Annotated in this window: 16 protein-coding genes; 9 read left to right on the top strand and 7 right to left on the bottom strand. The window is 73.1% G+C overall.

Annotated features, from left to right (window positions below; genetic code table 11):
• The first annotated feature begins 191 nt into the window (after positions 1-191).
• Positions 192-1,643, top strand: a complete 1,452-nt coding sequence (locus tag C6W10_RS12945) for a glycoside hydrolase family 3 N-terminal domain-containing protein (RefSeq protein WP_107258287.1) — start codon at positions 192-194, stop codon at positions 1,641-1,643.
• Positions 1,644-2,172: 529 nt separating this feature from the next.
• Positions 2,173-3,300 carry a polysaccharide lyase family 1 protein gene (locus tag C6W10_RS12940; RefSeq protein ID WP_107258286.1) on the top strand — a complete coding sequence of 376 codons (1,128 nt, stop codon included), beginning with the start codon at positions 2,173-2,175 and terminating at the stop codon, positions 3,298-3,300.
• Positions 3,301-3,331: 31 nt separating this feature from the next.
• Here the strand turns inward: C6W10_RS12940 and C6W10_RS12935 are convergent, their stop codons facing one another.
• On the bottom strand, positions 3,332-4,012 hold the full coding sequence (locus tag C6W10_RS12935) for a GNAT family N-acetyltransferase (RefSeq protein ID WP_107258285.1): 681 nt from the start codon (positions 4,010-4,012) through the stop codon (positions 3,332-3,334).
• 354 nt (positions 4,013-4,366) lie between these two features.
• On the opposite strand from C6W10_RS12935, the gene C6W10_RS12930 reads away from it, so the two are divergent.
• The 4 genes from C6W10_RS12930 to C6W10_RS12915 are packed head-to-tail and all read left to right on the top strand — an operon-like array spanning position 4,367 to position 8,534.
• The gene (locus C6W10_RS12930; protein WP_107258284.1) at positions 4,367-7,066 is read left to right on the top strand and encodes a sensor histidine kinase; all 2,700 of its coding nucleotides are present in this window, start codon (positions 4,367-4,369) and stop codon (positions 7,064-7,066) included.
• Between the two features lie 51 nt (positions 7,067-7,117).
• A complete protein-coding gene (locus C6W10_RS12925) occupies positions 7,118-7,537 on the top strand; it encodes a roadblock/LC7 domain-containing protein (RefSeq protein ID WP_199853082.1) in 420 nt (139 codons plus the stop codon).
• A 9-nt stretch (positions 7,538-7,546) separates the two neighbouring features.
• A complete protein-coding gene (locus C6W10_RS12920) occupies positions 7,547-7,933 on the top strand; it encodes a DUF742 domain-containing protein (RefSeq protein ID WP_107258282.1) in 387 nt (128 codons plus the stop codon).
• Positions 7,914-8,534, top strand: coding sequence for an ATP/GTP-binding protein (locus tag C6W10_RS12915; protein ID WP_107258281.1), 621 nt, complete (start codon positions 7,914-7,916; stop codon positions 8,532-8,534). Before C6W10_RS12920 ends, C6W10_RS12915 begins: the two co-directional genes overlap by 20 nt.
• A gap of 117 nt (positions 8,535-8,651) precedes the next feature.
• Here C6W10_RS12915 and C6W10_RS12910 read toward each other — a convergent pair whose 3' ends face one another.
• Positions 8,652-9,146 carry a nucleoside-diphosphate kinase gene (locus tag C6W10_RS12910; RefSeq protein WP_107258280.1) on the bottom strand — a complete coding sequence of 165 codons (495 nt, stop codon included), beginning with the start codon at positions 9,144-9,146 and terminating at the stop codon, positions 8,652-8,654.
• A 138-nt stretch (positions 9,147-9,284) separates the two neighbouring features.
• On the bottom strand, positions 9,285-10,553 hold the full coding sequence (locus tag C6W10_RS12905; protein WP_199853923.1) for a DUF418 domain-containing protein: 1,269 nt from the start codon (positions 10,551-10,553) through the stop codon (positions 9,285-9,287).
• A gap of 132 nt (positions 10,554-10,685) precedes the next feature.
• On the opposite strand from C6W10_RS12905, the gene C6W10_RS12900 reads away from it, so the two are divergent.
• Positions 10,686-11,351 carry a TetR/AcrR family transcriptional regulator gene (locus C6W10_RS12900; RefSeq protein ID WP_107258278.1) on the top strand — a complete coding sequence of 222 codons (666 nt, stop codon included), beginning with the start codon at positions 10,686-10,688 and terminating at the stop codon, positions 11,349-11,351.
• On the opposite strand, the gene C6W10_RS12895 is transcribed toward C6W10_RS12900, so the two are convergent.
• The gene (locus C6W10_RS12895; protein ID WP_107258277.1) at positions 11,326-12,198 is read right to left on the bottom strand and encodes an LLM class F420-dependent oxidoreductase; all 873 of its coding nucleotides are present in this window, start codon (positions 12,196-12,198) and stop codon (positions 11,326-11,328) included. The genes C6W10_RS12900 and C6W10_RS12895 overlap by 26 nt on opposite strands.
• Before the next feature lie 364 nt (positions 12,199-12,562).
• Positions 12,563-12,895 carry a putative quinol monooxygenase gene (locus tag C6W10_RS12890; RefSeq protein WP_107258276.1) on the bottom strand — a complete coding sequence of 111 codons (333 nt, stop codon included), beginning with the start codon at positions 12,893-12,895 and terminating at the stop codon, positions 12,563-12,565.
• 205 nt (positions 12,896-13,100) lie between these two features.
• On the opposite strand from C6W10_RS12890, the gene C6W10_RS12885 reads away from it, so the two are divergent.
• Positions 13,101-14,318, top strand: a complete 1,218-nt coding sequence (locus C6W10_RS12885; protein ID WP_234361731.1) for a PP2C family protein-serine/threonine phosphatase — start codon at positions 13,101-13,103, stop codon at positions 14,316-14,318.
• Positions 14,319-14,452: 134 nt separating this feature from the next.
• On the opposite strand, the gene C6W10_RS12880 is transcribed toward C6W10_RS12885, so the two are convergent.
• The gene (locus C6W10_RS12880) at positions 14,453-15,562 is read right to left on the bottom strand and encodes an aromatic acid exporter family protein (protein WP_234361730.1); all 1,110 of its coding nucleotides are present in this window, start codon (positions 15,560-15,562) and stop codon (positions 14,453-14,455) included.
• A 258-nt stretch (positions 15,563-15,820) separates the two neighbouring features.
• Here C6W10_RS12880 and C6W10_RS12875 point away from each other — a divergent pair, with 258 nt between their 5' ends.
• Entirely contained in the window at positions 15,821-16,369 is a 549-nt protein-coding gene (locus C6W10_RS12875; protein WP_107258274.1) for an NUDIX domain-containing protein, read from the top strand.
• Between the two features lie 131 nt (positions 16,370-16,500).
• Here C6W10_RS12875 and C6W10_RS12870 read toward each other — a convergent pair whose 3' ends face one another.
• Positions 16,501-17,094, bottom strand: coding sequence for a TetR/AcrR family transcriptional regulator (locus C6W10_RS12870; protein ID WP_107258273.1), 594 nt, complete (start codon positions 17,092-17,094; stop codon positions 16,501-16,503).
• Between the last annotated feature and the right edge of the window lie 46 nt (positions 17,095-17,140).

Genomic DNA, 17,140 nt, shown 5'->3' with positions numbered 1-17,140 from the left:
GTCCCTCTTGTTGCGCTGTACCTCTTGTTTAAGAAGCTTTCCTAATAGCTAGGCTAACCTTCGTGGGAGTAGCCGTAGCGTAATGGTCCGGTGCGGCCGGAGTGTTAAGCCGATCCGGCAGCGCTTGGCCCCGAGATGGTCCACCCCGGTGCGACACTCGGAGCCGGGAAAAGGGCCGAAGGGGGAGGAACGTGCCGACCGATCCAGGAATCCGCCGGCTGGTGCTGGGTACGCTGCTCGCCGCCTTCCCCGGAACCAGCCCGCCCGGCTGGGCCCTCGACCTGCTCGCCGAGGGGCTGGCCGGGCACACCCTGTTCGGCCGGAACATCGACCACCCCGACCAGGTCGCCGCCACCACCGCCGCGCTGCGCCAGGCCCGCCCGGACGTGCTGATCGCGATCGACGAGGAGGGCGGCGACGTCACCCGGCTCGCGCACGCCACCGGCAGCCCCTATCCGGGCAACGCCGCGCTCGGCGCGGTGCACGACGTCGGGCTCACCGAGCGGGTCTACCACGCGATCGGCAACGACCTGGTGGCGGTCGGGGTCAACCTCGACCTCGCGCCCACCGTCGACGTCAACACCGCCGACGACAACCCGATCATCGGTACCCGGGCGTTCGGCGCCGACCCGGCCCGGGTCGCCACGCACGCCGCCGCCGCGGTCACCGGGCTCCAGTCCGCCGGGGTGGCCGCCTGCGCCAAGCACTTCCCCGGGCACGGCGCCACGGTCGCCGACTCGCACCTCGAACTGCCCACCGTGGACGTACCGGTGGAACTGCTCCGGGCCCGCGACCTGCCGCCCTTCGCGGCGGTGATCGACGCGGGCAGCAGGGCGATCATGACCGCCCACATCCGGGTGCCCGCGCTCACCGGGGACGACCCGGCCACCTTCAGCCCCGCCGTGCTGGGCGACCTGCTCCGGGGCGAATACGGCTTCACCGGGGTGGTGCTGACCGACGCGCTGGAGATGAGGGGTGCGGCGGTGGCCGCCGGTGGCGTCGGTCCGGGCGCGGTCCGGGCGCTGGCCGCCGGTGCGGACCTGCTCTGCATCGGCGCCCAGGTCGACGCCGAGCTGGTCGAGCTGGTGGTCGCGGAGATCGTCGCGGCCCTGGGCGACGGGCGCCTCGACCGGGCCCGGGTCGAGCAGGCCGCCGAGCGGACCGCCGCACTCGCCGCGTGGACCCGGGCCGTCGCGCCGGTCCGGGCCGCCGGAACAGATCTCGGGTACGCCGCCGCGCGCCGCGCCGTACGGGTCGAGGGGAGCCTCGACGGGCTGACCGCACCGCTGGTGGTGCAGCTCCTCGCCGCCTCCACCATCGCCGAGGGGCGGGTGCCGTGGGGGCTCGGGCCACACCTGAACGGCACCGAACAGCTCCGGGTCGTCGCCGCCGAGACCGACGCGGCCACGCTCCGGGACCGGGCCGCCGGACGCCCGATCGTGCTGGTCGGCCGGCACCTGCACCGGCTCCCCGGCGGACCCGAACTGGTCGAGGCGCTGGCCGGCAGCCATCCGGTGACCGTGGTGGAGATGGGTTGGCCCTCCGGCTGGCGCCCCGTGGGCGTACGCGCCTTCGTCACCACGTACGGCGCCAGCCACGCCAACGGTCGGGCCGCCGCCGAGGCCCTGCGCCTCGTTCCCTAGCCATATCTTGATCCATACCAGGTCAAATCCGCCGAACGGCCAGTTCGGACGAGGCCGCCGCAGGCTTGTCCGGGCTGGCACGCATACGTAGCGTTACCGGCACCGCCAACGGCGTCACCATCGGACCTCGGCCTGGGAGAGGACGCGGACCGTGGACCCCGGCGCGGGTCCACGGTTCGCGGATGACGCCCCCGGCGTGGGTCCACGTCCGCGAATGACGCCCCCGGCGCGGGTTCACGGTTCCGCGGATGACGCCGCCGGCGCGGGTTCACGGTTCCGCGGATGACGCCCCGGGCGCTCGCGTCCGGTGGACAGCACCCGGGCGGGGCCGCTTCGATCTCATTGACGAACGTCGGTGTGCGACCTATCGTGGATCGCAGGAAAGCGCTTTCCCGCCTCCGCCCGATCCGTACCGGCCACCCGGGCGGAGGCACCCCTCTCCGCCGAGCGCACCGCGCCCGCACCGCCCGTCCCCCGCCACGCCCGCGTCGCCCGGGTGGCGACGCGTACCGAGAAACCGAGAACCCAGATGACACCTCGACACCTCGGCGCCCCGCGCCCCGGACCCGTCGCCGGACCCGCCGCCCATCGGCCCCGTACCGCCCCGTCCCGTCCCGCCACCCGTCGCAGTCCGCTCGCCCGGCACCGGGGCCGGGTCGCCGCCGGCCTGGTCGGGGTACTCGGCCTGGCCCTGCCCGGTGCCGCCGGACCGGCCCAGGCCGGGGCGTACGACCGGACCGCCACGACGGGAAACGCGACGATCCTCTGTACGGACGCCCCGATCGGGTTCGCCTCGGTCAACGCCCTCGGCCTCAACGGCACCACCGGCGGCGCGGGCGGGCCGACGGTGACCGTGACCACCGCCGCCGCGCTGGAGGACTACGCCGGGCGGGCCGGGCCCTTCGTCATCCGGATCTCCGGTCGGATCCAGCTCGACGACATGGTGACCGTGGTGGCGAACAAGAGCATCCTCGGCGTCGGCAGCACCGCCGAGATCACCGGCGGCGGCCTCCAGATGGGCTCCACCACCCGGCCGGGCAACAACGTGATCATCCGGAACATCCGGTTCACCGGCGCCGAGGACGACTCGATCAGCGTCACCAACAAGGCCCACCACGTCTGGATCGACCACAACGACCTCTCCGACGGCTACGACGGGCTGCTCGACATCAAGCGGGAGTCGGACTACGTCACGGTCTCCTGGAACCGGTTCCACCAGCACAGCAAGTCGTCGCTGGTCGGGCACTCCGACACGTACACCGCCGACGTGGGGAAGCTGCGGGTGACGTACCACCACAACTTCTTCGACGGCACGGACCAGCGGCATCCCCGGGTGAGGTTCGCGGACCCGGTGCACGTCTTCAACAACTACTACCGGAACAACGCGCTCTACGGCATCGCCTCCACCGAGAACGCCGGCCTGATGGTCGAGGGCAACTACTTCGAGAACGTGGCCCACCCGATCTACGTCGGGTACGACAAGAGCGGCCCCGGCCGGGTCGTCGAGCGCAACAACCTCTACGTCAACTCGGGCGCCCCGCAGACCGCCGGCACGGTGGTCGAGCCGCGCGGCTTCTATCCGTACACCGTGGACCCGCCGGCCAGCGTGCCGGGCACCGTGTCGGGCGGAGTCGGCGTGGGCAGGGTCTGCGGCTGAGTCGGACGGTCCGATCGAGACGGTCGCCGGGTCACGGGGACGTCGGCTGGTCCGCCCGCTCCAGCCCGTAGGCGGACCAGCCACGGTCGTCGAACCCGGCGGCCTCGGCAACCCGGGCCGAGGCGAGGTTGCCGGGATCGTGCAGATAGGTCGGCACCGCACCCTCGTCCAGCACCCGGCGGGCCGCCTGCGCCACGAGCCGACGCGCCAGCCCCCGTCCCCGACCCGCCGGCTCGGTGCCGACGGCGATCTCGTGCCCGTAGCCGTCGTGCCGCTTGATGCCCACCCCGGCGAGATAGCCGCCGTCCGAGTCCCGCACCACCAGCACCTCGCCGCCGAACGGCCGCAGCCACGGCGGCACCACCGCGTCCCCGGCGTCGACCCACTCACCGCCGTCCGGCAGCGGCGCCGGGGCGAGCGTGAAGCGGAACACCGCCCGGTAGCCCACCCAGCCGGGCAGGTCGAGCACGGTGGGGAGTTCGGCCAGCAGCGCCGCGACCGGCCGGGCACCGAGCGCGCGTACGGCGGCGACCCGGTCCGGCGGCACCGAGAGTACGACCCCGAGCGAGTTGCCGATCCCGACGACCGGATGCGGCTCGCCGTCCCAGCCCGGTTGGATCCGGCGCTCGGAGCCGACCACGTCCAGCGACCCGCCGGCCGGCCACTGGCCCAGCCAGGTCACCAGATGGTGGTGCAGCCGCTGGTCGAGCATCCACCCGCCCCCGATCGCCCTCCGGCCCGACAGGCCCGCCCGGACATCCCGATGTCGACGAAGATTATCAATGGTCACCGACCCGCTGCCGCCGAGGTGGACGACCGGGCGACCCGACCGGCCGAAGTGGAGACCGCCGGATGTGGCGATCCCCGGGGCCTTTGATCAGCAGGCCAACCGCCCGGGAGCGGCCAAAAAGGTGATCTTCGTTCAAACCGGGGGTTGAGGCATCACACCGGGCGCTGCTAGCGTGCGCCGGGTACTCAAAGATCGTGGATGCGACCCAGGGCGCCCACGACGCCAGAACCTGGCGAGTAGTCGATCAATCGCCTCCGACCGGCACGGGACGGTGTAATGGGCTTTCGTGCTTCGCGCCTGCGTACCAAGGTTGTCGCCCTGCTGCTCACCCTCACCGCGCTCTGGGCGTTCGGCGCATGGGTGACGCTGCGCGACGGGTTCAACCTGATCTGGGTGCAGACCCTGGAGGCCCAGGTGTACGCGCCGACCGAGCCGCTGATCCTGAACCTCCAGAACGAGCGGCGGCAGTCGCTGAGATATCTGGGCACGGCGCAGGCACCGGCCGGGGAGACGCTGGAGTCCGAGCGCCGCAAGGTGCGCGCGGACGTGGCGATCTTCCGGGCCGAGACCGGCAAATGGTTCACCAGGCTGGCGGCGCGGCCGGAACTCGAACGACGGGTCGACGAGGCGCTGGCCAAGCTCGACGGGCTGACCGCCGTCCGGGAGGCGGTCGACGCCCGCCGCATCGACCGGCTGGCCGCCGCGCAGGCGTTCACCGACGCGATCGCGGCGATCTTCCGGATGTACGGCTCGCTGGGCAACCTCGACGCCGGTGACATCGACCGCCGCGTCGAGAACCTGATCAGGTTCACCAGGTCGCGGGAGCTGGCCTCCCAGGTCGACGCGCTGCTGGTCGGCGCGTACGCCGCCAACCGGATCAGCCCGGCCGAGCACACCCGGGTGATCCAACTGATCGGGACCGAGCGGCTGATCGCCGACGAGGCGATGGCCGAGCTGCCCCGGGCCGACCAGGAGCGCTACCGGCAGGCGCTCCAGCAGGGGCCACTCGCCCGGCTGCGCGCGGTCGAGGACCGGATAGTCCTGAATGGACGACCGAACGGCCGCCCCGCGGTATCGGCCGACGAGTGGCGGGGCACCATCGACCCCGGGCTACAGGAACTGCTCCGGTTGCAGATCGCCGGCGGTGACGAGGTGGTCAAGGCCGCCACCCCCGGCGCGATCGGGACCATCCTGCGGATGCTGGTGATGTCCATCCTCGGCCTGGTCGCCGTGGTCATCTCGGTGAACACCGCGCGGTCGCTGGTGCGCCAGCTCGAAGGGCTCCGCCAAGCGGCGCTCAAGCTCGCCAACGAGCGGCTGCCGGACCTGGTCGGCCGGCTCGGCCGGGGCGAGACGGTCGACGTCGGCACGGACGCGCCGCCGCTGCGGGCCGGCCCGGACGAGATCGGGCAGGTGGCCCAGGCGTTCAACGTCGCCCAGGAGACCGCCGTACGCACCGCCGTGGAGCAGGCCGAGCTGCGCCGCAGCGTCCGGGACATCTTCCTCAGCCTGGCCCGGCGTACCCAGGCGCTGATCCACCGGCAGCTCACCCTGCTGGACGCGATGGAGCGCCGGGAGAACGACCCCGAGGAGTTGGAGGACCTGTTCCGGGTGGACCACCTGGCCACCCGGATGCGCCGCAACGCGGAGAACCTGATCGTGCTCTCCGGCTCGACACCGGGCCGGGCCTGGCGGCGCAACGTCCCGATGATCGACGTACTGCGGGGCGCGGTCGCCGAGGTGGAGGACTACGCCCGGGTGACCGTACTCCCGGTCGGTGCCGTGGACCTCGCCGGCCGGGCGGTCGGCGACGTGATCCACCTGATCGCGGAGCTGGTCGAGAACGCGCTCTCCTTCTCTCCCCCGCACACCGCGGTGCAGGTCAGCGGTCAACTGGTCGCCAACGGCTACGCCGTGGAGATCGAGGACCGGGGCCTCGGCATGAGCAGCGACGACCGGGCCGCCGCCAACGAGCGGATCGCCACCCAGCACGAGTTCACCCTCACCGGCGGTGCCGCCCAGCTCGGCCTGTACGTGGTCAGCCGGCTCACCGAGCGGCACGGCATACGGGTCCGGCTGAAGGAGTCGCCGTACGGCGGCACCACGGCGGTGGTACTGCTCCCGTTGAACCTGATCACCGACCGCAGCGCGGAGGGTGAGCCGACCGCCGGCGCGATGCCGGTGGAGCGGCTCGCCGCGAGCGCGATCGGCGGCAGCGTACGCCGACCCCCGGTGCGGGAACTCGACCGGTCGCCGGAGCGGGAGTCGACGGGCCCGTCCGGCTGGGAGCCGGGTCGCGAGTCGGTGCAGCGTACGGGCCGGGAGCCCGGCGCGGATCCGGCGCAGGAGTCGCGCCGGGGACCCGAGTGGCCGAGCGCCGGAGGCTCGCTCGGCACACCGGGACGGCCGGCGGGCGCCCCGCCGAAGCCGGACCTGGCACCACCGGCCCCGGACCTCGTACCCCGGAACTCCGGCCTGCCGCCCCTCGGGCTGGACCGAGGCTCCGCCCGGCCGCAGGCCGGCGCCGCGCCGGACGCCACGGCGTTCCCTGGGCCGGCCGGACCGGCGACACGGCCCGGACCCGTCTCCGGCGCCTCCGCGCACGCACCGTCCGATGTGGTCGCTCCGGGAGCCGGGCCGGTCCCCGGCGGTGCACCGGCGGCCGGTGGCGGGGCGTCCGCGCCGACCGGCTCCTCCGTGCCGCCGGCCGGGTCCGGCCGGGTGAGCGGATCGGCCTCGCTGACCCCGTCCGGGCTGCCGGTCCGGGTCCGGCAGGCGAACCTCGCCGCGCCGCTGCGCGACGGTGACGACCGGCCCGAACCGGAGCCGGCGGAGGAACAAGCCCCCCGTACTCCTGAACAGATCCGCCGGATGATGAGTTCCTATCAATCGGGCACCCGGCGCGGACGGTCCGACGCCGCGCGCCCGCTGGACGACGGTGGTGGCGCCACCGGCTCGGCTCCGCCCGAGGCGTGACCGCCAACGTCTCCGATGTGGAGAGTCACCGGTAGAGAGAGGGACCAACCCGTGCAGAAGACAGCGTCGAACCTCGACCTGACCTGGTTGCTCGACGACCTGGTCGGTCGGGTGAAACAGACCCAGCACGCCATCCTGCTCTCCGTCGACGGGCTGCTGATGGCCTCGTCGCGGGAGTTGGAGCGGGACGACGCGGAACACCTGGCCGCGGTGGCCTCCGGCGTGCAGAGCCTGGCCCGGGGTGCCGGCAAGCGGTTCGGTGGCGGGCCGGTGCAGCAGACCATCATCGAGATGCGCTCGGCGTTCCTGTTCGTGACCGCGGCCGGGCACGGCGCCTGTCTCGCCGTACTCGCGTCGGAGGACGCGGACGTCGGCCTGATCGCGTACGAGATGGCGATGCTGGTGACCCGGGCCGGTAAGTACCTCGCGTCGAGCAGCCGGGCACCTGACGCGCCGGTCCAGCGGCAGTGATCTCCGGCCATGACCGAGTACGAGGACCCGCCCGAGGTGCACTGGGTCGACGAGCACGCCGGCCCGGTGGTCCGGCCCTACGCGGTCACCCGGGGTCGGGCCCGGCCGGTGACCGGCAAGTTCGACCTGATCTCACAGGTGAGCACGGTACGGGCGGTCTCCGCCCGGGACGTCGGGCTCGGGCCGGAGCATCTGGCGATCGTCGCGCTCTGCCGTCGGCGGCTCTCGGTCGCCGAGGTGGCGGCGCACCTGGACCTGCCGCTCGGCACCATCCGGGTGCTCCTCGGTGATCTGCTCGAACGACAGCTCGTCCGGGTGTTCGAGCCGCGGCCGGCACCGGTCCTTACCGATGACAGCATCTTCGAACAGGTGATAAATGGGCTACGCGCACTCTGACGGTGCCGACCTGGCCGGGACGTCGAACGAACCGATGCCGACCGCCGTCAAGATCCTGATTGCCGGAGGCTTCGGCGTCGGCAAGACCACCATGGTCGGCGCGGTCAGCGAGACCCGTCCACTGCGGACCGAGGAACTCCTCACCGAGGAGGGCGTCAGCGTCGACGACCTCTCCGGGGTGGAGGCGAAGACCACCACCACGGTCGCAATGGACTTCGGCCGGATCAGCATCAACGACGACCTGGTGCTCTATCTCTTCGGCACGCCCGGGCAGGACCGGTTCTGGTTCGTCTGGGACGAGCTGGCGCTCGGTGCGCTCGGCGCGGTGGTACTCGCCGACACCCGGCGGCTGGCCGACTGCTTCCCGTCGGTCGACTACTTCGAGAAGCACGGCACGCCGTTCATCGTGGCGGTCAACTGCTTCGAGGGTGCCCGGCAGTACCAGCTCGACGAGGTGACCCAGGCGTTGAGCCTCGACCCGGGCGTACCGGTGATGCTATGCGACGCCCGGCGACGGGAGTCCGGCAAGGAGGTGCTGATCGCGGTGCTCGAACACGCGATGCGCAGCCACCGGGCGATGTCGGCGGCCAACGCCGGCTGAGCCACCGCCCGGGGGTCCGCGGTGCTGCGCTGCCCGGGCCCGAATCTGCCCCGCCGGCCGGAGCGTGCCGGCCGGCGGGAGCGACCGTCCCGGGTCGTCAGGTCGTGACCGGGGCGGTCAGAAGACGTACCGCTCGGCGAGGCCCTGGTAGTCGAACTGCTCGTCGGCGCCGAACCAGAGCTCGGACTCGTACTTCGCCTCGTCGACGCTGCCGGAGGCGTGCACCAGGTTGGCGATGGCCTTGCCGGTCGACTCGGCGTACGCCTTCGACATGTGCGCGAAGTCGCCCCGGATGGTGCCCGGCGCCGCCTGTCCCGGGAAGGTCGGGCCGATCATGCGGCGGACGTTCGCCACCGCCTCGACGCCCTCCAGCAGCAGCGCCACCACCGGCCCCTGCTGCATGTAGCTGGCGGTGGCGTCGTAGACGCCCTTGCCGTACCGCTCCTCCAGGTCGAAGTAGTGCCGGCGGGTGAAGTCGGCGTCCATCTGCTTCATCTTGATGCCGACGATCTTCAGTCCGGCGTCCTCGAAGCGCTGCACCAGGCGTCCGGTCAGCCCGCGCGCGACCGCGTCGGGCTTGAGCAGGACAAGAGTACGTTCTATGGCCGCCACCGCGTGGCCCCTTCCTCGATCATCTGGTCGGGCCCCACGAGCTGGACGGCTGGCAGCCCGACACCTCGTCGGGCGCCCGTTCCAGCGACAGGCCGCTGGGATCACGATAGTAGTCGGCCCGGTTCGCCCGACTCGGCGCTACCGCCCGGTCGCCGGCCCGGTCTGGCCGGCGGCGGCCAGCGGGGTCTGCCGATAGCTGAGCCGGCGGAGCAGCACCTCGGCCGGGCCGCGCCGCCCGGCCCGGCGCATCAGTTCGGCGAGCAGCACGGTGCCGAGCCAGACGCCGAGGGCCACCGCCGAGGCGCCGGCGTCGCCGAGCCGCCCGCCGAGGCCGGCGGCCCAGGGCGAGAAGAGCGCCACGAACGCCACCGACTGGAGCAGGTAGCAGGTCAGCGAGCGCTGCCCGCAGGCGGCGAGCGCGGTGGCGATCCGGCCGGGCACGGCACGTACGGCCGCGATCCGGTGCGCGACCAGGCCGGCCAGCGCGGCGTAGCCGAGGCCGGCGCCGATGCCGGTCACGCTGTGCAGCACGTACGCCGGTACGGCGGTGGCGGCGCTCCAGTCCGTCCAGATCCGGCTGTCGATCAGCGCCAGCGGGGTACCGCCGAGGACCGCGAGGCCGATCCCGCCGAGCGCGACCCGGGTCAGCAGTCGCCGGTGCCGGCCGGGCTCGTCGAGCAGCCGGCGCCGGGCGGCCCAGATGCCGAGCAGCAGCGGGGTGACCACGTCCAGCGCCAGCATCGGGGCGAGCACCGCCCAGGTGCCGACCCGGGGACCGATCGCGGCGAGCGGGGACTCGGCGTCGGTCGGCAGTGGCGTCGAACCGTTCTCGATGATTCCGAGCGGCGGGATGACGGCGACGGCGACGAAGACCAGCGTCCAGAGGCCGGCGACCCAGAGCAGGGTACGGTCCCGGGCCCGGAGCATGCCGACCAGCACCAGCCCGAGCAGGCCGTAGGTGGCGAGGATGTCGCCGAAGAAGAGCAGCAGCGCGTGGACGAAGCCGAAGGCGATCAGCCAGCGGCTGCGTCGCCGCAGCAGGCCGCGTACCTGCGGCCAGTCGGCGCCGGACGCGGCGCGCCGGTCGGCCAGCCGGACCATGCCGTAGCCGAAGAGCGCGGCGAACATCGGCAGCGCGCGGCCGTCCACCAGCAGTACCTGGAGGCCGGCGACCACCCGGTCGAGGGTGCCGCCGTCGGTGCTGTAGCCGCGGAACAGGGTCTCGTGGCCGTAGAGGTACATGTGGGCGTGGGCCAGCGCGATGAGCAGCAGCATCGTCCCCCGGGCGAGGTCGGGGGCGAGGGAGCGGGCGGCCGGTGACCCGGGCGGGTGGGGTGGGGCGGCGAGGTCGGTGGAGCCGGAGAGGCTGGACATTACTTTCCCCCGATGGTCCAGGAATGTGGGCACGGCAGCTCGCGACCATCGGAGATCGCCCGGTGGGCGGCAGAATCATCCGGGTCGACTGCGATGATTAGCTACGCACCCGTATCTAACATTGTGAAGGTAAGATACGCAAGCGTTTCTTAGTTGAGAGGCAGCATGCGCGAGAAGGAAGCCGGCCCGGAGCCGGAGCGGCGTACCCGGCGACGCGGCGACGAGCTGATCCGGGCCATCCACGCCGCCGTCCTCCGCCAGGTGACCGAGGTCGGCGTCGGCGGACTGACCATGGAGGGGATCGCCAAGGAGGCCGCCACCGCCAAGACCTCGCTCTACCGGCGCTGGTCGTCCCCGCGCGAACTGCTGCTCGACGCGCTGCACGAGGCACACCCGCAGGAGGTGCCGTCCCCCGGCGCCGACGACCTACGCGGCGACCTGATCCGGGCGCTGCGCCAACTCGTCGCCTGGATGGTCACCCCGGCCGCCACCGCCGTGGTGGCGATCCTGATGGAGCGGCACCGCCATCCCGACCTGGTGGCGTCGCTGTACACCCGGGTCTTCGACGCCCGGGGCGGCACCTTCACCAGTACGGTGCTGCGGCACTACGCCAGGCAGGGTCAGCTCGATCCCGCGCTGCTCACCCCGGTGGTGATGGACATCGGCGAGGCGCTGGTGCTCAAGTACGGCACCGACAACGACCACCTGCCCGGCGACGAGGTGCTCGCCGCCATCGTCGACCAGGCGATCCTGCCCGCCGTCGGCATCGGCCCGGCCGGTCACCGGCCCGATCCGGCGGGCGGGGTCAGAACTGCCGTACCACCGGGATGACGTCGGTGCCGAACCGTTCCAGTACGTCCAGCCGGGGCAGTTGCGGCGCCGCCCCGATCGCCACGTCGAAGCCGAGGTCGTGCAGCCGGCGCAACTCGTCGAGGAGTTGGGTGGTCTTCTCGCCGTTCTCCCCGACGTCCATGAACTGGTAGACGGTCTTGGTGATCTCGGCGTAGTCCCGACCTTCGCGCTCGCAGTGCTCCCGCAGGACGGCCAGTTTGTGCTCCAGTTCCGGGGTGTTGAACAGGTTGCACGCCTGGGCGTACCTGGCGACCAGCCGCAGGGTCTTCTTCTCCCCGCCACCGCCGATCATGATCGGCGGGTGGGGCCGGGTCAGCGGCTGCGGCGAGTTCAGCAGCCGCTCGGCCCGGACGTGCCTGCCGTGGAACGGCCCGTCGCCGTCGGACCACATCTGGAGCACGTACCGCAGGGTCTCTTCGAGCAACTCGAAGCGCTCGGCGAGCGGCGGGAACGGAATGCCGAGCCCCCGGGACTCCTCGGCGTTCCAACCGGCGCCGATGCCGAGCATCGCCCGCCCGCCGGAGAGGACGTCCAGGGTCGTCACGATCTTGGCGAGCAGTCCCGGCTGCCGGTGGTGCACCCCGGTGATCAGGGTGAGCAGGGTGGCCCGCTCGGTGTGCGCGGCCAGGAAGCCCAGCGTGGTGTACGCCTCCAGCATCTCCGCCTCGGGCGGGCCGACCGTCTCGATCTGGAAGAAGTGATCCATCAGGGCCAGGTACTCGAACCCGGCCTGGTCGGCCGTACGCGCCACGGCGGCCAGGTCGGCGCCGAGCCCGGCCGGCCCGTTCGGCCAGGTCATGTTGGGGATCTGTAGGCCAAGCCGCATGGCGCCGGTCGTCTCCTCTCGATATGTCACACCTGGTCGGATTCGACATATCCACCGCCACCCTAACCGCGCAGCACCCACCGGCGGACCGGTTCCCGGCCGGCGCGCCCGGCACGTCGCGGCCGGTCGCCGCCGAACCGCCGCCGTCCGGCGGCGACTCCTCGTCGGTCGGGAACCGCCATCCGGGCGGCTCCTCGTCAGGCGGGAACCGCCGCCGGCCACGGCACCGTCCATCCTGGTCGGCCCGTCGGTCGAGCACCGGGAAGTGCCCGGGAACCGAGCGGGACGGCGGGTGGGCGGATCTTGACTGGCCGGCCCGGGGCGGGACGGTGTGACCGGCACCCCGGTCCGGGCCGGCCGGGGCTCAGCTCCGCTCGGGGACGGTCATCTCGCCGAGAATCGACCAGTCGTCCTGCGGAATCGTGGTGTTGACGATCTTCGGCGTCTCGGCGAGGTACGTCGGCAGGCTCTGCTGCGCCTGCCGGAAGTGCTCGGACCGCACGTGCACGGCGCCCGCCTCGCCGTCCCGGAACGCCTCGACCAGCACGTACTCGTTCGGGTCGTCGAGGCTGCGCGACCACTCGAACCAGAGGCAGCCCGGCTCGGCCCGGGTCGCCCGGGTGAAGTCGCCCGACACCTCGGCCCACCTGTCGGCATAGTCCGGCAGCACTCGGAACTTCGCGGTGATAAAGATCATCTGGACCTCCTCGTACGCTGGTCTGGCCCTGCGACCGGCCTCGCGCCCGCAGATCCTAGTGCCCCCGGCGCCGTACGCCCACTTGTTGCCGATCGCGGCCTTCCTCCGGATATAACCGGCATCCCGCCGACCCCTCGACGAAGCCGCGCCGAACCACCCGCCGACCAGGGTCCCGCCGGAGGCGGCACGGGCTAGGCTTTCCCGCGTGATCGAGGTGGACGACTCCGGAGCCGACGAACGGCTGCGCCGAATCGAGGCGGTGACCGATTCCGCGCTGTCCCGACTCGGCGTGGAGGACCTGCTCGACGAACTGCTCGCCCGGGTCTGCGGCCTGCTCCAGGTCGACACGGCCGCGATCCTGCTGCTCGACCAGCACGCCCAGCAGCTCGTCGCCACCGCCGCGAAGGGGTTGGAGGAGGAGGTCCAGCAGGGTTTCCGGATCGCCGTCGGCCGGGGATTCGCCGGCCGGGTCGCCCAGGACCGGCAGCCGGTCGTGCTCCCACAGGTCACCCCGGCCGAGGTGGTCAACCCGATCCTGCACCGCAAGGGCATCCGGTCGATGCTCGGCGTACCCATGTTCGCCGGCTCGGAACTGGTCGGCGTCATACACGTCGGCACCCTCACCCCGCGTCAGTTCAGTGCCGACGACGTCCGGCTGCTGCAACTCGTCGCCGACCGGGCGAGCCTGGCCAGCCAGGCCCGGATGGGCAACATCGACCGGACCGCCGCGCTCGCCCTGCAACGCAGCCTGCTGCCGACCCGCTTACCGGAGGCGACCGGCGTCGACATGGCCGCCCGGTACGTCCCCGGTCACCACACCGGCGTCGGCGGCGACTGGTACGACGTCTTCACCCTCCCCTCCGGCTGGCTCGGCATCGTGGTCGGCGACGTCTCCGGGCACGGCCTCGCGGCGGCCGTGGTGATGGGACGGCTACGCAGCGCCCTGCGGGCCTACGCACTGGAGTGCGACGACCCCGCCGACGCGCTGACCCGACTCGACCTCAAGATCCAGCACTTCGAGGCGGGAAAACTGGCCACCGTGCTCTACACGCTGGTCAGCCCCGACCGGACGCACTTCCGCGTCTCGCTCGCCGGACACCTGGCGCCGATGATGGCCCGGCCCGGGCACGAGGTCCACACGGTGGCCGTCCCCGTCGACCTGCCGCTCGGTACCGGCCGCCCCACCCCCCGCCGCAGCACCGCCGTGGAGCTTCCGGCGGGCGCCCTGCTGGTCTGCTACACCGACGGGCTCGTCGAACGCCGGAACGAACTCATCGACGTCGGGCTGGACCGGCTGCGCGCCGCGATCGAGCCCGGACCCGCCGAGACGGTCTGCGCGACGATCATGGCCGCCCTCGGCGTCGAACAGCCGGCCGACGACGTGGCGCTGCTGGCAATGCGCCGCGCCCCGCTCGCCGGATAGCCCCGGCCGACCCCGCCCCGGCCCACCGACCGGCCCAGCCGGGAGCCACCGGCCGGGACGCGGACCTGCCCAGCCGGGATCCACCGGCCGGGACGCGGACCGGTCACCGCAGCGCGCGCAGCCGTCGCAGCCGCTCAGAGCGGCGGCAGGCCGAGGGCCTCGTCGACCCGGCCCAGCACGGCGACATCGTCCGCGTTCACACCCCGGAGCAGGTCGATCGCGGTCGCCCGGATCTGGCCCACGATCATGATGATCGGCAGCGGAGGATTCCGGGTGAGCAGCCGCCCGGCGGTGCGTACCGCGTCCAGGGCGGCGGCGTCGGTCCGTTCGGCGTACCGGTCGGCCGCCTCGTCCTGCCCGCTCAGGTCGGCGGCGAACGCCTCACCGGCACAGCGCATCGCCTCGGCCAGCAACCGCAGCGCCTCGGCCAGTTCCGGCGGGCTGGCCACCGGCAGCCGGGTCAGCGCCACCCCGGCTCGGGCCAGTACCCGCAGGTTGCGTACCGCGTAGTCGACCTGCCGGCTGGACGCGTCGAGCGCGTGTACCCGCCCGATGTGCCGGCGCCGCCGTACGTGCAGCCGCAGCGCCTCCCCGGCGGCCAGTACCGCCGTCTGGAGCCGATCCACGGCGGCGTCCAGCCGGCGGGCCCGGTGCAGCGCGGCGAGCGCGGCCGGCTCGTCGCGGCGGTCGAGCGCCTCGCTGATCTCGGTGAGCAGCTCCGCCAGCGCGACGAAGGTCTGGCGCGACTCGGCCAGCAGCGGGGCGAGCGGCTGCCGGGCGCTGGCCAGCTGGCTCGCCACCAGGGCCACCACCCCGCCGATCAGCGCGTCGACGAACCGGAACGGCACCAGCGCGTCGGTCGTCGGCGGCACCGTCACCAGATAGAGGGCGGAGACCGTGGCCTGCACCACGGAGACGTTGCTCGCGCCGATCGCCGTGGCGAGCGCGACGGTCAGCAGTACGACGGTGAGGACCGTCCAGGTGGTCCGGCCGAGGGCCTGCACCACGAGGTCGGCGACGAGTACCCCGGCGGCGACCCCGAGCACCACCTCCACGGCCCGGCGCATCCGCTGGCCCCGAGCCTGGCCCAGCACGATCAGCGCGGCCGCCGGGGCGAAGAAGGGCTGCGGGTGGCCGAGCACCGCCGCCGCGATCGCCCAGGAGACGGTGGCGGCCAGCGTCGCCTCGACCATCGGCAGCCAGCCCTGGCGCAGCCGGGCGGCGGCCGGCCGGAGCCATCCCACCGGAGAACACCTCGTCCCTCGCTCTTCGACGACAACGGCGCGCAGCTGCGATCGTTCCCCGCACGATATCCGCTGACCGGGTCGCCTCCGATGCTGGTGCCCGCCGTCGCCGACCATCCGAGCTGACCGGGTCGCCTCCGGTGCTGGTGCCCGCCGTCGCCGGCCATCCGGTCGGTCCGACGGACTGCGCGGGCGGCGCGGGCGGCGCGGCGGGCCGGGGGCCGGGGACGGTGTCCGGGGCGGGTAGCGTCCTCCGGTGTGACCGGTGTCCCGCACTCGCACTGCTCGTACTGCGGCACCGCCTATTCGGTGCTCACCTGGCCCCGGGTCTGCGCGCACTGCGGCCAGACCACCTGGCGCAACCCGTCCCCGGTGGCGCTGGCGATCCTGCCGGTGCTGACCGCCGACGGCATCGGCGTGGTGGTGCAGCGCCGCGACATCGAACCGGGCCGGGGGCGGCTGGCGCTGCCGGGCGGGTTCATCGACTACGGCGAGGACTGGCGCGACGCGCTGGTCCGGGAACTCCGCGAGGAGACCGGCCTGGTCGCCGACGCCCGGACGGCGGAACTCTACGCGGTGCACAGCGCACCGGCGGGTGGCACGATCCTGATCTTCGGCGTACTGCCGGCCCGGCCGGCCGACTCGCTGCCGCCCTCGGCACCGACCGAGGAGGCCACCGAGTGGCTGGTGCTCACCGAGCCGGCGGAGCTGGCCTTCGCCACCCACACCCAGGTGCTGGCCGAGTTCCTGGCCGCCAACCGGCCGTCCGGACCGGCCGACCCGCTCCCGCCGCTGGCCGGCGACTGAGCCCCGACCGGCCAGCGGCTGAGCCCGTGCCGGCCAGCGGCTGAGCCCGTGCCGGCCAGCGACCGAGCCCCGAGCCGTCCAGCGACTAAGCCCTGGCCGTCCGGCGGCTGAGTCCGGTGGCCGGCGCGGGTTCAGCCGTCGTCGAGCGCGGCCCGGACGATGGCAGCCGCCAACTCCCGGGTCGCCTCGGGGGTGATCTCGCCCGGCGCGCTGCTGACCAGGGTGAAGAGCGCTCCGCCGTAGAGCGCGACGAGGGTCGGCACGGCTTCCGGCGGGATCGCCAGGTCGAGGTCGGCGTGGTGCCCGGCGGTGACCGAGACGGAGCGCTGAAGCAGTCCGCGCAGCGCGTCGGCGAGGACCGGCCGGCGCAGGCTCTCCAGCCGGAGTTCGAAGATCGCCAGGTAGCGGTCCCGGTGCACGGTGGCGGCGGTGAGCAGCGACCCGGCGATCAGCTCCACCGCGCGCTCGCGGGTCTCCGTCGAGGGGGTCGGCCGGTACGCCGCCCCGGCCGCGTCCATGTCGGCGTAGTGCAGCTCGCCGACCCGGTCCGCCGCCGCGACCAGCAGCGCCTCCCGGCTGCGGAAGTAGTTGGAGGCCGTACCCGGGGGCAGGCCGGCCCGTTTCTCGACCGCGCGGTGGGTGACCCCGTGCACCCCGGTCTCGGCCAGCAGGGCGATGGCGGCGTCGGCGAGTTCGGCCCGGCGACGTTGGTTGGGTGGTGGCACCTCCCGATCGTATGCCAATATGCGTAGTACAACGATCGTAGTGAAC

Origin of the sequence: Plantactinospora sp. BB1 (assembly GCF_003030385.1) — a bacterium.
Classification (GTDB): Bacteria; Actinomycetota; Actinomycetes; order Mycobacteriales; family Micromonosporaceae; genus Plantactinospora.
Note: the sequence above shows the minus strand (reverse complement) of the source record. Positions and strands in the feature narration are given on the sequence as shown.

What these genes read in the sequence shown, in the direction of transcription:
- C6W10_RS12940 (WP_107258286.1), top strand. Translation starts at nt 2,173, where the DNA reads ATGACACCTCGACACCTCGGCGCCCCGCGCCCCGGACCCGTCGCCGGA.
- C6W10_RS12935 (WP_107258285.1), bottom strand. Translation starts at nt 4,012, where the DNA reads ATGCTCGACCAGCGGCTGCACCACCATCTGGTGACCTGGCTGGGCCAG.
- C6W10_RS12930 (WP_107258284.1), top strand. Translation starts at nt 4,367, where the DNA reads ATGGGCTTTCGTGCTTCGCGCCTGCGTACCAAGGTTGTCGCCCTGCTG.
- C6W10_RS12920 (WP_107258282.1), top strand. Translation starts at nt 7,547, where the DNA reads ATGACCGAGTACGAGGACCCGCCCGAGGTGCACTGGGTCGACGAGCAC.
- C6W10_RS12915 (WP_107258281.1), top strand. Translation starts at nt 7,914, where the DNA reads ATGGGCTACGCGCACTCTGACGGTGCCGACCTGGCCGGGACGTCGAAC.
- C6W10_RS12900 (WP_107258278.1), top strand. Translation starts at nt 10,686, where the DNA reads ATGCGCGAGAAGGAAGCCGGCCCGGAGCCGGAGCGGCGTACCCGGCGA.
- C6W10_RS12895 (WP_107258277.1), bottom strand. Translation starts at nt 12,198, where the DNA reads ATGCGGCTTGGCCTACAGATCCCCAACATGACCTGGCCGAACGGGCCG.
- C6W10_RS12890 (WP_107258276.1), bottom strand. Translation starts at nt 12,895, where the DNA reads ATGATCTTTATCACCGCGAAGTTCCGAGTGCTGCCGGACTATGCCGAC.